The 17,045-nt window shown below is 37.0% G+C and carries 13 protein-coding genes, 2 tRNA genes and 1 other annotated feature; of the genes, 3 read left to right on the top strand and 12 right to left on the bottom strand.

Translation table 11 applies throughout. The annotated features are described in order from the left end of the window. Positions 1 to 77: 77 nt before the first annotated feature. The 6 genes from IEV09_RS12265 to IEV09_RS12240 form a co-directional block, all read right to left on the bottom strand. On the bottom strand, positions 78 to 1,412 hold the full coding sequence (locus tag IEV09_RS12265) for a hypothetical protein (protein WP_188368588.1): 1,335 nt from the start codon (positions 1,410 to 1,412) through the stop codon (positions 78 to 80). 311 nt (positions 1,413 to 1,723) lie between these two features. Beyond that, positions 1,724 to 4,366, bottom strand: a complete 2,643-nt coding sequence (locus tag IEV09_RS12260) for a valine--tRNA ligase (RefSeq protein WP_188368587.1) — start codon at positions 4,364 to 4,366, stop codon at positions 1,724 to 1,726. Positions 4,367 to 4,417: 51 nt separating this feature from the next. Next, positions 4,418 to 4,633: a binding site (T-box leader), on the bottom strand. A 31-nt stretch (positions 4,634 to 4,664) separates the two neighbouring features. After that, positions 4,665 to 5,354, bottom strand: coding sequence for a redox-sensing transcriptional repressor Rex (locus IEV09_RS12255; RefSeq protein ID WP_245329699.1), 690 nt, complete (start codon positions 5,352 to 5,354; stop codon positions 4,665 to 4,667). Positions 5,355 to 5,517: 163 nt separating this feature from the next. Further along, entirely contained in the window at positions 5,518 to 6,720 is a 1,203-nt protein-coding gene (thiI, locus tag IEV09_RS12250; protein WP_188368585.1) for a tRNA uracil 4-sulfurtransferase ThiI, read from the bottom strand. Between the two features lie 11 nt (positions 6,721 to 6,731). Then, on the bottom strand, positions 6,732 to 7,874 hold the full coding sequence (locus IEV09_RS12245; protein WP_188368584.1) for a cysteine desulfurase family protein: 1,143 nt from the start codon (positions 7,872 to 7,874) through the stop codon (positions 6,732 to 6,734). A 379-nt stretch (positions 7,875 to 8,253) separates the two neighbouring features. Continuing rightward, positions 8,254 to 9,975, bottom strand: coding sequence for a septation ring formation regulator EzrA (locus IEV09_RS12240; protein ID WP_188368583.1), 1,722 nt, complete (start codon positions 9,973 to 9,975; stop codon positions 8,254 to 8,256). A 306-nt stretch (positions 9,976 to 10,281) separates the two neighbouring features. Between IEV09_RS12240 and IEV09_RS12235 the strand changes: the two genes are divergently transcribed. Next, complete coding sequence (locus IEV09_RS12235; RefSeq protein WP_188368582.1) at positions 10,282 to 11,631, top strand: aspartate kinase; 1,350 nt, start codon at positions 10,282 to 10,284, stop codon at positions 11,629 to 11,631. A 25-nt stretch (positions 11,632 to 11,656) separates the two neighbouring features. Here IEV09_RS12235 and IEV09_RS12230 read toward each other — a convergent pair whose 3' ends face one another. The 3 genes from IEV09_RS12230 to IEV09_RS12220 form a co-directional block, all read right to left on the bottom strand. Next, entirely contained in the window at positions 11,657 to 12,172 is a 516-nt protein-coding gene (locus tag IEV09_RS12230) for a pyrophosphohydrolase domain-containing protein (RefSeq protein ID WP_188368581.1), read from the bottom strand. A gap of 21 nt (positions 12,173 to 12,193) precedes the next feature. After that, complete coding sequence (locus IEV09_RS12225) at positions 12,194 to 13,033, bottom strand: Cof-type HAD-IIB family hydrolase (protein WP_188368580.1); 840 nt, start codon at positions 13,031 to 13,033, stop codon at positions 12,194 to 12,196. A gap of 126 nt (positions 13,034 to 13,159) precedes the next feature. Next, on the bottom strand, positions 13,160 to 13,906 hold the full coding sequence (locus tag IEV09_RS12220) for an acyl-[acyl-carrier-protein] thioesterase (protein WP_229731721.1): 747 nt from the start codon (positions 13,904 to 13,906) through the stop codon (positions 13,160 to 13,162). Positions 13,907 to 14,064: 158 nt separating this feature from the next. On the opposite strand from IEV09_RS12220, the gene IEV09_RS12215 reads away from it, so the two are divergent. Both IEV09_RS12215 and IEV09_RS12210 read left to right on the top strand, forming a co-directional pair. Next, positions 14,065 to 14,448: a GntR family transcriptional regulator gene (locus IEV09_RS12215; RefSeq protein ID WP_188368579.1), complete on the top strand. Its 384-nt coding sequence runs from the start codon at positions 14,065 to 14,067 to the stop codon at positions 14,446 to 14,448. Between the two features lie 2 nt (positions 14,449 to 14,450). Next, positions 14,451 to 15,821 carry a PH domain-containing protein gene (locus IEV09_RS12210; RefSeq protein ID WP_188368578.1) on the top strand — a complete coding sequence of 457 codons (1,371 nt, stop codon included), beginning with the start codon at positions 14,451 to 14,453 and terminating at the stop codon, positions 15,819 to 15,821. A 144-nt stretch (positions 15,822 to 15,965) separates the two neighbouring features. Here IEV09_RS12210 and IEV09_RS12205 read toward each other — a convergent pair. The 3 genes from IEV09_RS12205 to IEV09_RS12195 form a co-directional block, all read right to left on the bottom strand. Further along, positions 15,966 to 16,039, bottom strand: a tRNA-Asn gene (locus IEV09_RS12205). Between the two features lie 48 nt (positions 16,040 to 16,087). Further along, positions 16,088 to 16,160, bottom strand: a tRNA-Thr gene (locus IEV09_RS12200). Between the two features lie 79 nt (positions 16,161 to 16,239). Beyond that, positions 16,240 to 16,881, bottom strand: coding sequence for an HAD hydrolase-like protein (locus tag IEV09_RS12195; protein WP_188368577.1), 642 nt, complete (start codon positions 16,879 to 16,881; stop codon positions 16,240 to 16,242). Positions 16,882 to 17,045: the final 164 nt, after the last annotated feature.

The raw sequence follows: 17,045 nt of genomic DNA, 5'->3' as shown, positions 1-17,045 counted from the left end.
AGTGAGTACTCGTTTCATTGATCCTTTCCTCTTTTGAGTTAGAATGTTTAAACGAATACTCACTGTTTAATTGTTTTTTACGCTGCAAACCAAAGTGTTAAGGTTGAATTCGGATTTGCTGAATCACACGTTTGCCATGTTACGGTTGCACCTTGTGATTTTAAAATGCCGTAAGCATTATCATCATTTGGAACATTACTCATCATATTAAATACCGTATATGTTTGACCATTGATCACTACTTGATCGCCAATACCTACTGACCAAATCGCACTACCAGCATTACTTGCTTTTTCAATTAAATAATGTGATGGATCATCTGACCATTGATAAATATACGGTGTCCATTGTGGCACTGCTCCCACACCTGAAAAAGAACTCAAATCAAAATGTTGTCCTTTAAAGTTAAAACCATCTGTTCTTGGCGCTGGTGCTGGTTGCACTGGCGGCGCTGCAGGTGCTTGATTTTGTACAGCTTGGTTCGCAGGTTTTTGTTGATTTGTAGCAGACCCATTCGCACTTGATTGATTGCCTGCAGATGGTGCTTGACTACTTGGTGCATTCGAACCTGTTGCTGATTGATTGTTTCGTGAAGAAGCAGCGGCTTGTTGTTGTTCTTCTTTTGCTTCAGCTTCTGCTTTTTTCTTCGCTTCAGCTTTCTTTTTCGCTTCTTCTTTTTCTTTTTTAATTTGTTTATCTACCGCTTTTTTGAAATCTGCCAACGGTTTTTTATAAGCTTCTTGTGCTGCTTTTGGTGTCACCGCTTTTACAAGTTTCTCAAATGCTTCGTAATTTTTTTCAGTATATTTGTTTTTATTTTTAGCAAGCCATGAATCAACCGCAGCTTTTGTTTCAACTTGCTTTTTCGCAAAATCCATCACCATTTTTGTTTCTTTGACTAATTTTTCAGCTTGCGGATTTTGTTCAATCGCTTTTTGAACTTCTTCAATTTTAGCAAGAGTGACGTCTTCTTTAACTTGTGCCTCTTTATTTAGTCCTGATTCATCGAAAACAGCGACTGTAAATAATGAGTCCTGCAATTGACGAATCTTCACTAAATCTTCCATCATTTGAATATTTGCTACTATTTTATCGGATTCTTGACGCAAAGTTTCTTGGTTTTTATCCGTTAAGTTTTTCATTTCATTTTGAATTTTATCCATTTGGCTAGCTAATAGGGTTAATTTTTCTTGTGTCTCTTCGATAGTTAATTCTTCAAGTACTTCTTCATCAAAAAGTTGATTCACTTCCTTTGTTAGCATCGTCTGTTTCTCTACTAGACGATCTTTCAAATTCGATTCCTTAACTGTTCCAGCAACTGTGAAGATACTCCAACTTGATGCAACCACAACACAAAATACAATAAAAATTTTGAATAATGGATTAGTATTTTTTAATTCATTTTTTTTCAATGCAATAACCCTTTCCTTATGTATGACAATAAATAACGACACTAAAACGAAATGCGACAAGACAATTGACAATGTTTCCAAACAACAGAATCTTGCATAATCGATATCGACGTGTTTTTATTCACATTCACAACGTCAATATTTAAGCACTTATTATTTAAAAAATCCTGTGAATGAGTCTAAATTCACAATAAAATTTAATAAGATTCTCTTTAATGTTTATCGTCTTTTTTTAATTTTTTTTAAGCGAAAAATAACAAAAAAAGAATCCTCTCATAATTGAAAGGACTCTTTTTTTGTTATTTTTTAAATTATAATTGTTTTTTTAGTTGATCAATCCGCGCAATAACTGATGCTTGTTTTTCTAAGTAATCTGCTTCTTTGGCGCGCTCTTGAGCGACTACTTCGTCTGGAGCATTCGAAACAAAACGTTCGTTTGATAACTTTCCTTGCACCCGTTTCACTTCTTGCGTCCATTTAATCAATTCTTTATTTAATCGTTCAATTTCCTCATCAATATTAATCAAATCGGCTAACGGCAAGTAGATTGTTGCCCCTGTTAAAATTGCAGACATCGCCATTTCCGGTGCTTCAATTGTACTTGAAATGACTAATTCTTCTGGATTACAAAAACGTTCAATGTAGTTTTTGTTTTCTAATAAGAATGTTTCAATTGCTGAATCATGCGTATGGATTAATAAAGTAATGGCTTTAGACAATGGTGTATTCACTTCTGCACGAATATTACGTACTGAACGAATCAATTCTTTTAATGTTTCCATTCCTGTCGTAGCTACTTCGTCAATCCATTCTTTATGAACAACCGGATATTCTGCAACGACTAATGATTCACCTTCATGCGGTAATTTGCTCCAAATTTCCTCTGTAACAAACGGCATGATTGGGTGTAACAAACGTAAGCTTTGATCTAGCACATGTACAAGAACACTCTTATTCATCGTTTTAGCTGTTTCATTTTCACCATAAAGTGTTTCTTTACTCATTTCAATATACCAATCACAGAAATCGTCCCAAATAAAGTTATACAATTGACGACCCGCCTCACCGAATTCAAAACGTTCGAATAAAGTCGTTACTTTTTCAATTGTTTCATTTAGGCGACTTAAAATCCAACGATCGGCAACGGTTTTTTCACCTTCTAGGCTTAAATCAGCTAATTCCATGTCTTCAATGTTCATTAATACGAAACGAGAAGCATTCCAAATTTTATTAATAAAGTTCCACGCAGCATCCATTTTTTCATAACTAAAGCGGACATCTTGACCTGGAGATGAACCGTTGGATAAGAACCAACGCAATGCATCCGCACCGTATTGTTCGATGACTTCCATTGGATCAATTCCATTACCAAGTGATTTACTCATCTTGCGTCCTTCTTCATCACGAATGAGACCGTGAATTAAAACATTTTCAAATGGACGTTGATCGGTAAACTCTAAACTTTGGAAAATCATGCGGCTTACCCAAAATGCGATAATATCATAACCCGTAACTAACGTGTTATTCGGGAAGTAGCGTTGATAATCTTCATTTGTTTCATCTGGCCAACCCATTGTTGAAAATGGCCATAAGGCTGAACTAAACCACGTATCGAGTACATCTGGATCTTGTACCCAGTTTTCGATATCACTTGGTGCTTCCATGCTTACATGTAATTCGCCGGTTTCTTTATGATACCAAGCAGGGATCTGGTGACCCCACCACAATTGACGTGAAATTACCCAGTCATGAATGTTTTCCATCCAACGTAAGAACGTTTGGTTAAAGCGTGGTGGATAGAAATTAACTGCATCGTCTGTTGCTTGATTAGCGATAGCTTTTTCAGCTAAAGGTTTCATTTTAACAAACCATTGTGTTGATAGACGCGGTTCAACAACAACACCAGTACGTTCTGAGTGACCAACACTATGAATCATTTTTTCGATTTTGTCTAAACGACCAATTGCTTCTAAATCTTTAACGATTTGCTTACGTGCAGCAAAACGATCCATTCCAGCATAAACGCCGGCTAAATCATTCATCGTTGCATCGTCATTCATCACATTGACGCGTGGTAAGTTGTGACGATTACCGACCTCAAAGTCATTCGGATCATGAGCCGGTGTAATTTTAACGACACCTGTTCCAAATTCCATATCGACATAGTCATCGGCAATAATAGGAATCTCTTTGTTAACTAGTGGTAAAATAACCATCTTACCAATTAAATCTTTATAACGCGCATCTTCCGGATGAACTGCAACAGCCGTATCTCCCAGCATTGTTTCTGGACGTGTTGTCGCAATCTTCACCACGCCTGTACCATCAGCCAATGGATAAGACATATGGTAAAACGCGCCTTCGATATCTTTATGAATGACTTCGATATCTGAAAGAGCGGTTTTTGCTTGTGGGTCCCAGTTAATGATGTATTCCCCGCGGTAGATAAGTTCTTTTTCGTATAACTTCACAAAAACTTTGCGAACCGCATCTGAAAGACCGTCATCTAACGTAAAACGCTCACGACTATAATCCAGTGATAAACCTAATGTCGCCCATTGCTCACGAATATGTCCCGCATACTCTTCTTTCCAGCTCCAGACTTCTTCAACGAACTTCTCACGACCTAAGTCATAACGAGTACGGCCTTGTTCTCTTAATTTTTCTTCCACTTTTGCTTGGGTTGCGATTCCCGCATGGTCCATTCCAGGTAACCATAACGTATCGTAACCTTGCATACGCTTTTGACGAATGATAATGTCTTGTAACGCAGTATCCCATGCATGACCTAAGTGTAATTTCCCCGTTACGTTTGGCGGTGGAATCACGATTGAATAAGGTTTCGCTTCTTTGTTGCCACTTGGTTTAAATAAATCTTTTTGTAACCACTCTTCATAACGACCAGCTTCAACTTCTTGCGGTTGATACTTCGTTGATAATTCTTTTTTAGTCATTTCCTCATCCTCCTAATACAAATAAAAAAAAGCCCTAAGATGCTGAACACATCTTAGGACGTAAATTACGCGGTACCACCTAAATTGTAGAATAACTCTACCTCTCAAAGCGTGAGTTAACGATCACGACTCGTTTGATTTTACTTCTTCATTCAAATCAAAAGACTCCCAAGCTACCTTCACTAATCGTCGTTGAAAGTCTCCCACCATAAACTCTCTCTCTTTAAACCTATCTGATTAGTTACTCCTCTTGTTCTACGCCTTGTTATATTCTACAATGAAGTTTTTTGATTGTCAATTAAATCCCCGTTAGAAAAGGCGATGGCCGATAATGGTACTCATTATCAAAAAAGATTAGTGTTAATAGCTCTGTCGTCAAATCAATATAACGCATACTGACGTTTGCTGGAACAACGACACGATCAGGTGCAAAATTTAAAATAGCAGTAATTCCACTTGCGACAATCAAGTCGACTGCTTCTTGTGAACTGTGACTGGGAACAGTCGTGATTGCTACCGTAATATTTTCAGTTTGTACAATCTCTTTTAATTCATCCATGCCATGCACATAATACCCCTCATAATAAGTACCAATTAGCTCTGGATTATTATCAAATACACAGGTAATTTTTAAATTCTCATTGCGTCGAAAGTTATTATTCAATAACGCCTTGCCTAAGTTTCCTACGCCAACAAGTGCAATTCGTTTTTTTTCATCTGTTTCTAGCAATTCACTGAAGACCTCAATTAAGAATGGGACTTCATAACCATATCCACTACGTCCTAACTCCCCTAAATAAGAAAAATCTCGACGAATCGTTGCCGAAGGGACTTGCGTAATTTCAGCAAATTCTCGTGATTTGATTCTTGTAACATTATTCGAATCGAGTACTTTTAGATTACGTAGATATAGAGGTAAACGTTTAGCGGTTGCTTTGGGTAATTTCTTTAGTTGTTTTGGTTCCACGTCCTCCACTCCTTTGTTCATATATTCACATGATAGCACGAACAAAATCAATCTGCAACCATTTTTGTTTGTTTTTTCACAAAAAAAAAGACCACAATGTCACAAACTTGAACTTCTCAGTCCTTTTTGCTCTAACATTGTGGAATCCATTTCTTGACTCATTCGTTAAAATTCTGAACATACATTACAGTAAGTCAGAAAAATCCTCTTCGGCTTGACTAGCTGAGATTTCGCTAATTTTCAACCCTGCCATCGCACGTTCGATCATACCTTCTAAATCGAGTCGTTCTTCATATTGCTGAACTTTATCTAAACGCGGACGTGTCTTAGGTTGTGGTGGCGCAAAAATCGTACAACAGTCTTCAAATGGTAAAATAGATAATTCAAAAGTATCAATTTTTTCAGCGACGGCAATAATTTCTAATTTATCCATCGTTGCGACAGGACGGATGACCGGCGTGGTTGTAACTTCATTAATCGCAACCATACTGTGCAATGTTTGTGAAGCAACTTGCCCTAATGATTCACCATTAATAATCACTAATCCTTTACGTTGCTCACGAATCAAGTCAGTTAATCGCATCATCATCCGGCGAGTTATTGTCATCCAGTAGCCTTGTGGTACATGGTTTTTAATTTCTTCTTGGATTTCTGTAAAAGGTACCTCAATAAATTGAATCCCACCAACATACGGCGTTAATTTTTTCGTTAAATCTTTCGCTTTTTGTAGCGCTTGTTCACTTGTATAAGGCGGGCTTGCAAAATGAACGGCTTCTATTGCTACGCCACGCTTCATCGCATAATAACCTGCAACTGGTGAATCAATCCCACCTGAAAGCATCAACATTCCTTTTCCAGCCGATCCTACCGGTAAACCTCCGGCACCTTGAATCGTTTCGTAAGATAAGTAAGCCCCATCCACCCGAATCTCTAAGCGTAAATTGATATCTGGTTTTTTCATTTGTGCTTTAATATTTGGGAAAATATCAAAAATCGCATTCCCAAGTGTTAGGTTCAATTCGTTACTATCTTGAATAAAGTCACGATCACTACGCTTGGTGGTAATTTTAAATGTTTCTTTACCAGTATAAATTTCACGCATAATTGATTGCGCCATTGCTTTAATCGCTTCAATATCCTTTTCCACATAAATACTTGGCGAAAAATTTTGGATTCCGAAAACTTTTTTCAATAATGGAATGATCGCTGTACTATCTTCACCGTTTAGTAAGAGATGCATACGGTCTCTTTCCGCTTTGACTTTTACATTGGGAAAATCGACTAAACTTTTTTTGACATTCGACGCTAGACGCGTAATAAATATATTTCTGTTCTTACCTTTAGTTGAGAGTTCGCCATAACGAACCATAATTTCTGTATATTTCACACGATTACCCCTTAATTAATTTTCGATAATTTTTGATATAATTGATTAAATACGATTAGAAACTGCTCCACTTCGACCATCGTATTACTTTGATCTAAACTGACTCTAACAGCTGTAGTTGCCAGTTCGTTTGGTACTTGCATCGCATTTAGTGTTCCTTTTACTTGCTGTTTTTTACTTGAACATGCGCTTGTTGTCGAAATATAAATCGATTTTTCTTCGAATGCATGGACTAGAACTTCGCCACGAATTCCTTTTAAACCAAAACAAATAATATGTGGCGCAAAGTTTTCTTCTTGTGAAAATCGAGTAACCTTCTCATATTTGCCTAAAGCAGTTAATAATTCACTTTTCAATTGAGCCACATGATTTGGTGCCTGCGCTTTTTTCTCAAGCGTTAAACGTAGGCTCCGAGCCATTGCAACAATTCCAGCTAAATTTTCCGTACTACTACGTGCATTGTTTTCTTGTCCGCCACCTGTTAATAAAGGAGCTAACTTACGCCCATAACGCCAAAAAATAAACCCGACACCTCTTGGACCATGGAATTTATGAGCTGAAAAAGTAGCAAAGTCCACACGTGGCGTTAGCCAAATATTCGTATCGACATGCCCGACACCTTGCACGGCATCCACATGGAAATGAATCGTCGGATAATTTTCTAGTACGCGGCTAATTTCTTTGATTGGTTGAATCGCTCCGATTTCATTATTAATTGCCATAATAGAAACCAAAATCGTCTCTTTACGAATCAACTGCTCTAATCGTACGACGTCAACAAATCCTCGTTCATCAACGGGTGCATAACTTAATTCGAATCCTAATTCTGTTAATTGTTTGGCACTTTCTGTAACTGACGGATGTTCAATACTAGATAAAATCACATGATTACCAAAATTTTTCTTAGCTAACGCTGTGCCTTTAATTATCCAGTTATTTCCTTCTGTCCCACCACTTGTAAAAAAGATTTCTTTTGATGTGACAGATAGATAATCAGCGACTTGTTCGCGTGCTCGTTGTAGTAAACGGTGCGCTTGATTGCCTAAATCATGTAAACTCGATGGATTACCAATCATACGCTGACTTGTTTGGATATAAGTATTTAACGATTCAGGATAAATAGGCGATGTTGCACTGTGGTCAAAATAAATCATTGGATGAATCCTCTCTTGTCTAAATTCTTTCTCATTATAACGATTCCATCCCAACCTTTCAAGTAAGAGGCGATAAAATGAGCGCTTAGACACGAAAGATAAGAAAAGACTGGGAAAAAATGGCTTTTTCGTTTTTATCCCAGTCATCTTATCTCTGAGTGTCTGCTCAGTTTATGCCGTTTTAGTAAGAGGCGATAAAATGAGCGCTTAGACATGAAAGATAAGAAAAGACTTGGGAAAAAATGGCTTTTTCGTTTTTATCCCAGTCATCTTATCTCTGAGTGTCTGCTCAGTTTCGTACTTGCCATTACAAAGCGAAATTGAAAAAGGAGCCGTGACAAAGTTGTTTTGTCATAGCTCCTTTTATAATCAGTCTTACTTAAACTAAATCTTGATGGTTAAAGTAAAATTTCTCTAAGCGTTCAAAAGCTCCTGGTTCAACACGTTCTAAACTTGTTGCAATCGCATCAAGCGCATCTTGGTAACGATATTCATCATTGAATAATACCAAGCCATGTTGAATGGCTGCTTTAATTTCGGGATTTGAATGGCGGTAACGGTTAGCATATTGCATTAATTGCTCTGTTAGCGCAGCCGCATCGACTAATTCTTTTGTTCGAGTATCAAGCATTTTTAGTTCATCTTCACAAACGGCAACAAGCTTGTTAACTTCTTCGATATTAATTCGAATACGATTCAGTGACTTCCCTAAGTCTTCGACACGATCGGTTACTAAGAAAAAGAATTCTAAGTAATCGCCAGGTAAACCTGGTAAACGTTGTTTTTCAACGTAACGTTTTAAGTTACGTAATTGGAACTCAAAAGTTTCAATTTTTTCTTGAGCTACTTTTTCATCTTTTCTTAGTTCTCTTAGGGACTCATCAATTTCGACTTGTTGGTTTTCAACATCGTCTAAAATTTGGTAAGCTTCCTTATAGAATTCTTGAACTTCTGAAAAAGCCACTTCACTTGCTTCTAATTTTGGTTCTAATTGTTCGATACGACGAACAATCTCATCAATTTCCGTTTGGAACCCACGCACACGGCCTAACTCATTACGATTTAACGTATAGCTTTGAGCAGTATGATCCAATTCAATTAATAATTGTCGATTGTTTTTGATTGAATGATCAATATAATCTTCAATGATTTTGCGATTTTTAAGAACATATTTCTTCGCATCAATCTCTCGTTCCATAACTGAGTATAAGGTATCGATTTCTTGGGCAGTATCGCGATTTGCGACTTCCACAGCTGAAATTTCTGCTTTTTCTAAATCTGACATCGATGACTCTACACGACGAGTAACACGGTGAATTTCATTCTCAAAGTTTTCTTCCGGAAATTGGTATTTTTCTTCAATTAACTTCGCATAACCTTCTTTGATTTCTTTTAACTGAGCTGGGAACGTTTTGTGTAACTCCTCATAAGCTGCTGGGATACGAGCCATTAAATCTTGTAACTCGTAAGTATGCGCTTCTGCAGTGTCTAAAACTTCACGCGCTTCAACTGGGTCACCAGAAGTATTTAATGTTACAAATTGCGTAAACTCAATCTCAATGTTCTTTACTTGTTTTTGCAACTCAGCATATGCTGGTCCATAAAGCCCACCTTGTTCTCTTAAGTTTTTCTTTAGCTCTTCATAAACATCCAACGCTTGTTGAACTTGTAAAGAATTCCGTTCTTCGCTTTCGCGTAGTTCTTTCAAACCTTTACGAATACGTTTCACTTCTTCTTCCATTTCAGTAATCGTTGCTTCTGCTTCATCAACTGCAGCTTTTCCTTTTAAGAATCGGAATGATTCATTCAGATTCTCAACTTCAAAAATTTGACTTTCTAATTCAGCAAACGATGCTGTTGAAATATCGGTCCATTTTTGACTCCACTCTCTAAAAGTGTTTTGACTTTGCCCGACAAGATGCATTTTCTTCACATCATCTACTTCTTCGATAACCGGTAAATCAAACAATTCTTCTTTACGCTTTTCTAATAAATTCAGTCGTTCTTGGTTCTTTCTTCGCATGAAAAAGCCGACTCCATATAATACGGCAACCACAACGACGATGGCAATGACGACTCCGATAATAATTTGACTCTGCATTCAATGTTCCTCCATTTTACTCCAGTGTTCATTTATTAATAATCAATTGTGTCAGACACAAATTACTTTCATCATTATTCAGCTGTAGTTTTCCCACCATAAAAAAGCATCTACCGTAAATTATAGCACAAACAAATATTTCAAGCACTAAGAATAGGAAAAAAAATAAAATAATTGGAACAAATTTGCTTTTTTAAATAAAGTCTCAAAAAAAAAGAAACTTATTGCAAAATTTCATGAAATATTTAGAATTATCTGTATAATAGGGAGAAAGAAACTTAAAATTTGATTGGAAGAGGATTAGAAATGAAAGTTATTAAATTTGGAGGAAGCTCGCTAGCATCGGCTGAGCAAGTGAATAAAGTAATACAAATTATTAAAGATGATGCCCAACGTCGGTTTGTGGTTGTTTCCGCTCCTGGTAAACGTTCAGCAGAAGATCGAAAAGTAACAGATCTGCTAATTGATCTTTATCAAGCACGGACAACCAATCAAGAAACAACAGCTATTATTGAAGCAATCTATCAACGTTTTGTAGAAATTGCTGCGCCATTTTCAATTAAGGATGATGTCTTAAGCGATATCTTAACATCGCTCCACGACTTAGTCACACTACCAATTGAAAACAACCCGTACTTTTTAGATGCCGTTTTATCCGCAGGTGAAAATAATAATGCGAAACTTATCGCAAGTATTTGTCAGGCGTCTGGGATTCAAGCACGTTACATCAATCCAAAAGAATTGGGGATTATCGTAACGAATGAACCACAAAATGCACATATTTTAACGAAATCATACAAAAAAATCTATAACTGGCGCCATTCAGAAGAAATTCTAATTATTCCTGGTTTCTTCGGCTATACAGAAGAAGGTCAGATTTGTACCTTTTCACGGGGGGGGTCTGATATTACAGGTGCTATCGTTGCACGTGGTCTACGTGCCGACACTTATGAGAACTTTACCGACGTCAATGGGATTTATGCCGCTCATCCAGGTTACATTCATGAACCTGAAACCATTACAGAGTTAACTTATCGTGAAATGCGTGAATTAGCTTATGCTGGCTTTTCCGTATTCCATGAAGAAGCCTTGATGCCTTGCTTCCAAGCAAGCATTCCAGTTGTTATCAAAAATACCAATAATCCAACACACCCAGGAACACAAATCGTGACAGAACGAACCAACTTAGATAAGCCCGTTGTTGGTATTAGTAGCGACGAAGGCTTCACTATGATTTATTTAAGTAAATACTTAATGAACAAAGAAGTCGGTTTTACTTTACGAATTCTTGAAATCTTCCGTGATTTCAACTTAAACTACGAGCACATGCCTTCAGGTATCGATGACTTATCAATTATTTTACGTTCGGATCAATTAACTGAAGCGATTGAAGAAGAACTATTACGTAAAATCGCTTATGAAATTAATCCCGATGAATTACGAATCACTCATGACTTATCACTTGTTGTAGTTGTTGGTGAAGGGATGAAACAGCGTGTTGGAAGTATGGCCGAAAGTACGGCTGCCTTAGCCCGTAAAAACATTAACTTAGAAATGATTAACCAAGGGTCTTCTGAAGTCAGCTTCATGTTTGGTATCCATAAAGAACGTGAAAAAGATGCGATTCGTAGCCTTTACTATACTTTTTTTGAATAAAATAAATGAGCAAGAAGTCAGACTTTTAATCACTGACTACTCGCTCATTTTTTTGTCGTTCAATCTCTGCTCTAATTTTCTTTTCAGGAGCATAATCTTCTTCCCAATTATCTGGCTTTAAAACTTTATGTGTCACGGGATGATAATGTGGTTGCCCATCTGGGAAAATTTTCCCCATATTCGCCTCGTGAACAATTTCCAAAATCGGTTGCGGATCGACACCTAATAGTGAAAAAGAACCATAAGTAAAATACAGTAGATCTGTTAACGCATCGACTTGCTCAACTAACACATCTTCCACAACTTCAGATTTGCCTTCCATTTTGTCACGTGCGCGATCAATTGCTTGATGCATCGCTTCAAGCGCGTCTTCAAATTCTGTTGTGCCTGCTTGACTAGAAGCATAAAGCAATTCGACTAGTTCTTCCACTTTAAAACCAACCCGATGTCCGACTCGTTCTTTTGAGAAGGCTGTTGGTTGTTGTGGACGGTTGTTATCAAATGTTCGGTGAAATGTCTCTGCCATTTCAAAAGGTTTCATTCTTCTTCCTCATTTCTTCAATCAGTCAATCACTTTAAAATGCCTTAAAGCTTTTTCAATTCCCTGATGTTGGTGACTGTCTGTTACAAAATCAGCACTTTCTTTTGTGCCTTCCTGGGCATTTCCCATCGCAACACCAATTCCTACGACTTTTAGCATCTCAATATCATTTAGATGATCTCCAAAGGCCATGGCTTCTTCAAAGGCCATTCCTTTGTAGGCTAAAAATTGCTTGATTCCCTGAACCTTTGAGCCACCTTTTGGTACAAGGTCAACAGTATAAGGATTCGAACGTTGGAAATCACAATTCGGTAAGGCTTTTTTTAGTTTTTCATTTTCGTATTCGGCACCAAACATCATGCATTGATAAATCGGTTCATTCAAAATAGCTAACTTCGAATAGCGTTCCTTGCGACGATTTGGACTGAATTTCTGCAATCCAAGCTTGACTGTCCGAATCGGAAACTTCTTTGGTACAAATCGAATGACACGTCGAACAAAACTCGATTCTCCAATACGCATGGTTAAGCTACCTTCGACTTGTTTTGCGCTACCCAATAATAACTGACGTGAGTTATTATTGGCATAGTTTACAATTTCATCAATGACTGCCTCTTCAAAAGGATGTGAATAAATCACCTGATGATCATCATAAACCAGTTGTCCATTATACGTTACAAACATATCGAGATTCAGATCTTTGATAATTCTACGTAAGCTTCTCGGTCCTCGACCTGTCGACACGCCACATAACACGCCGTTTTTTTGTGCACTTGCGATTGCTTTCTTGGTACTTTTACTAACACGTCCATTTCTGGATAATAACGTACCATCCACATCAAAAAAAATGGCTTTAATCATCGAGACACCTCCCTATAGTTTAAAATGATACCAACACTGTTCTTGAAACTCAAGTTTATTCGCTTTATTTATCTGAACTTTCTCAAAGAAAAAAAGGAGCCAGGACATCTGTCATAGCTCCAAATACTATTTGATTTCTTTTTTTCGCCATAACATTTGCCCTCTTGAACAAACATTGCCTGCAACAAGAATTTCATGCTTCGTTATAACGGTCTCACCTTCATTCATTTTTTCAAAGGAAACAATCGGTTGATCACCATAAACAACTTCCTTTTCAAAACGAATGTGGCTATCTAGCAACTCATGAGTACTTAAGAACTCTAATCCAAGTGGTGCAAACATCCACGTAAAATAAACAGCGTTATTAACATGATGATTTTCATCAATATCATAGTATAAAATATTCAGCGACGTCGTTTCAAATGACTCTACTGGTAAAAAATTGGCTGTTCGTCGAATCGATTTGATTGCTTCACTTTCATAAGGTTCAATAATCACATCTTGTACCCGACTAATTTTTCTTGTTTCCTGATTCATTAATGCAAAAATCGCTTGAATACTTACCAATTCTTCCCCTTGTTCGTTAAGAATCCAAAAATTTCGATAACAAAAAAAACGATTATATGAAATTGCTTCGGTTTTTATTGTCAATTTTTCTCCGACACTTGGCAAACACTTCACCTGAATTTCATATTCCGTAATAATCCAATTTAAGCCTAATTCATGAATATAGGCTGTTCCACGACCTAGTTGCTCGCTTTGCTGCTCAGAAGCTTTAATCGCAACCGCAACAAGCATTGATGGCGTCATTTGACCACTCATATCGCATTCGTAGTAAGACACCTCATGCGGCATTGTATAAACTAATCCCACCTTATTTCCTCAATTCTCTACTTTATTTGGATTTGATACGACTCTCTCGCTTCCACCTACTCACTATTCTACGCTTGTCCTTAAAAAAAAACAATCGACTTTTCCTTTACATCTCTTAGACTTTGTATTACTATCAATAATACAAAGAGGTGAATCAAATGATTTTTGAAATTGATGAAAACAATAAGGTACCGATTTACAAACAAATTCAACAACAAATTATTTTAGGGATTGCCCAAAATAAAATCAGTCCAGGTGACAACTTACCTTCGATTCGACAATTGAGTGATGAACTTAGCATTAATCCGATGACGATTTCAAAGGCGTATGCTCTGCTAAAAGAACAAGGCTATTTAATCACTGATCGGCGTAAAGGCACTATGATTACCCAGCCTACACGATTTACAGATACCGAAAGAACTGAATACCTAAAAGCACTCGAACTCGTACTGATCCAAGGTTACCTTCATCAAGAAACAGCCACCACAATATTAGCAGATGTCACCAATCTACTCACAAAATATGAAAAGGAGCAATCGTAGATATGAATTATATTTTTATCGGTATGATGATTTTTATCTGCTTCATCCAAGCATTCACTTTAGGATTGGCAGCGAACCCCCATCAACAAGTTATCTTAGAAAATACGTTACCAAAGGAGTACTTAAACCACCCCGATGTTCGTGCCTTAGCTAAAACGTATCGTCAGCGCTTATTTCAGATCGCAACACTCTTTAGTCTCTTAAGTTTAAGCCTACTATTTATTTCTTATGAATCCGTCCAATTAACGATTTTTTGGTTGTTATTAATGACGAGTATAGCTGGAACTTTTTTATGCAAAATTTATTATATTCGTGAGATGAAACAACTCATTACACAGAAACAATGGCAACCAGCTGTTGAACCTCAGTTGATTGATACAAACTTGATCCTAAATAAAAATCAAAAAATGGTCTCCGTTCGCTGGCTCTATCTGTCCTATCTTCCCAGCCTTCCTTTGAGCTGGTATACCTTACAGGTAACCGATTTTTCGACAGCTAGTATTCTATTTGGTAGTAGTACGCTTCTATTCGTCCTAATGCTTATTAATCATTATTATATTGGACGTATCCCAGCAAAAAGTTTAACTAGCAACAGCACCATCAATCAAAGATACAATGACCTCACTAAACATCATTGGTCTTATATTACTATTTTACTCAATTGGCTTATGCTACCTTTACTCTTTTTACCTGTCTTTATGACACAGACAACAGGGATTTTAGCTTATGCTTTAATTATCGCATACAGTTGTCTCGTTTTATTTCTCGTCTTTTTCACTATTGGTTACTTATATTCTTTACGAAAAAAACAAGACCAGCTCTTAATGCAGAGTTCTGATTTTCGTTATAACGGTGAAGACCAATATTGGACATATGGTGTCTATATTAATCCAAACGATCCTAAACTTTTTGTTCCTGATCGTATAGGCATGAATATTGGTATGAACTTAGGAAGAACCGCCGGCAAGGTAGCCATGGGATTTATTACTATTTTACTCATCGGAACATTTTTCATTACTGTGATTCCAGCCTATCTCTATGATTTTACAGCCAATCCTTTGAAATTAGAAACAACAGAAACTAGCATTGTCTTATCCGCACCCTTTTCTCCAACTGCAACGATTCCAATAGATATTATTGAAACAATCGAATTAGTAGAGGAGCTTCCACACCCATTAATAAAAACATTTGGTATAGCGACAGATAATTATGCCCTCGGCCGCTTCACTAGTCAAAACCGTTCGATTTACTTGTTCGTCGACCATCGCTCTCAACCGATTATAAAAATTCAAACAAAATCGACCGACTACTATTATACAAATAAAAGCCCCGATCAGACACTCTCGCTCTATCAGGGTCTGAATCTTCCATAAAAATAAGCATAGAGGTCTATGACGCAGGTCGCCGACTCTCTATGCTTATTTCTTTATACTAAACAGATTCCAGAAAGAATTGACTAGTTAGAATTTTCCGAAAAAAAAAAAGAAGTATCTCAATTATGAAATACTTCTTTTTGACTCCGGCAGTAGGACTCGAACCTACGACATCATGATTAACAGTCATGCGCTACTACCAACTGAGCTATGCCGGAATAATTAAATTAAACGTGCTGTTATTTTAAAATGAAAAATCATTTTAAAGCCACCTGTCGGACTTGAACCGACGACCCCCACCTTACCATGGTGGTGCTCTACCAGCTGAGCTAAGGCGGCAGTACTTCGACTAACACAAGACCTAGGATACCTAATTTCCATCACAAAGTCAATAGATTTTATCGAAAATACTTGTTATTTATTGAATTAATTGTAACAAATCCAACGTATCCGCTACAATCTCTGTAGCACCTGCTTTTTTCAGTTCTTTTTCATCACCAAAACCATATAAAACTCCAATTGATTCAATGTTATTTTCAAGCGCTCCGATAATATCATGCATACGGTCACCAATCATCACAACATCATTTGAGCTTTCAATCTTAGCTTCTTCAAAAACATGACGAATCACATCTGCTTTTTTCGAACGTGTTCCTTCTAAATTTGCACCATAAATGCCTCTAAAATATTGGCTGAAACCTAAATGATCCAATATTTGACTAGCAAAAACATCTGGCTTTGATGTAGCGATATAAAGTTCTTTCGTTTTGGCTAACTCTATTAGAACTTCTTCTATTCCAGCATATGGGGACATCAAGTAAAGCCCTTCTTTACTATAAAGCTTACGATAGTGCCCTATGGCTTCTTCTGCCTGTTCTTCTGTCATTCCTAGCTCAATATATGAATCGAGTAATGGTGGGCCGATAAAGCTCTTTAGCACCTTATCTGAAGGTGTCGTCCAATCCATCCTCATTAAAGAATATCGAACAGATTTAAAAATCCCTTCACTTGGATTAATAATTGTACCATCTAAATCAAATAAAATTTTGTCTTTTTTCATTGATAGTCCTCCATTTCAGCCTAAGAAATCGATTTTAACTAAAAAAAATTTTTACTGACTATAACAAAAAAACATCCAAAATTTGGATGCTTTAAACTCCGGCAGTAGGACTCGAACCTACGACATCATGATTAACAGTCATGCGCTACTACCAACTGAGCTAT

The organism is Enterococcus alcedinis (genome assembly GCF_014635985.1).
Classification (GTDB): domain Bacteria; phylum Bacillota; class Bacilli; order Lactobacillales; family Enterococcaceae; genus Enterococcus_I; species Enterococcus_I alcedinis.
Note: the sequence above shows the minus strand (reverse complement) of the source record. Positions and strands in the feature narration are given on the sequence as shown.

Excerpts from the sequence above, each read along its gene's own strand:
- IEV09_RS12260 (WP_188368587.1), bottom strand. The coding sequence starts at position 4,366 with ATGACTAAAAAAGAATTATCAACGAAGTATCAACCGCAAGAAGTTGAA.
- IEV09_RS12255 (WP_245329699.1), bottom strand. The coding sequence starts at position 5,354 with ATGAACAAAGGAGTGGAGGACGTGGAACCAAAACAACTAAAGAAATTA.
- IEV09_RS12245 (WP_188368584.1), bottom strand. The coding sequence starts at position 7,874 with ATGATTTATTTTGACCACAGTGCAACATCGCCTATTTATCCTGAATCG.
- IEV09_RS12240 (WP_188368583.1), bottom strand. The coding sequence starts at position 9,975 with ATGCAGAGTCAAATTATTATCGGAGTCGTCATTGCCATCGTCGTTGTG.
- IEV09_RS12235 (WP_188368582.1), top strand. The coding sequence starts at position 10,282 with ATGAAAGTTATTAAATTTGGAGGAAGCTCGCTAGCATCGGCTGAGCAA.
- IEV09_RS12230 (WP_188368581.1), bottom strand. The coding sequence starts at position 12,172 with ATGAAACCTTTTGAAATGGCAGAGACATTTCACCGAACATTTGATAAC.
- IEV09_RS12225 (WP_188368580.1), bottom strand. The coding sequence starts at position 13,033 with ATGATTAAAGCCATTTTTTTTGATGTGGATGGTACGTTATTATCCAGA.
- IEV09_RS12215 (WP_188368579.1), top strand. The coding sequence starts at position 14,065 with ATGATTTTTGAAATTGATGAAAACAATAAGGTACCGATTTACAAACAA.
- IEV09_RS12210 (WP_188368578.1), top strand. The coding sequence starts at position 14,451 with ATGAATTATATTTTTATCGGTATGATGATTTTTATCTGCTTCATCCAA.
- IEV09_RS12195 (WP_188368577.1), bottom strand. The coding sequence starts at position 16,881 with ATGAAAAAAGACAAAATTTTATTTGATTTAGATGGTACAATTATTAAT.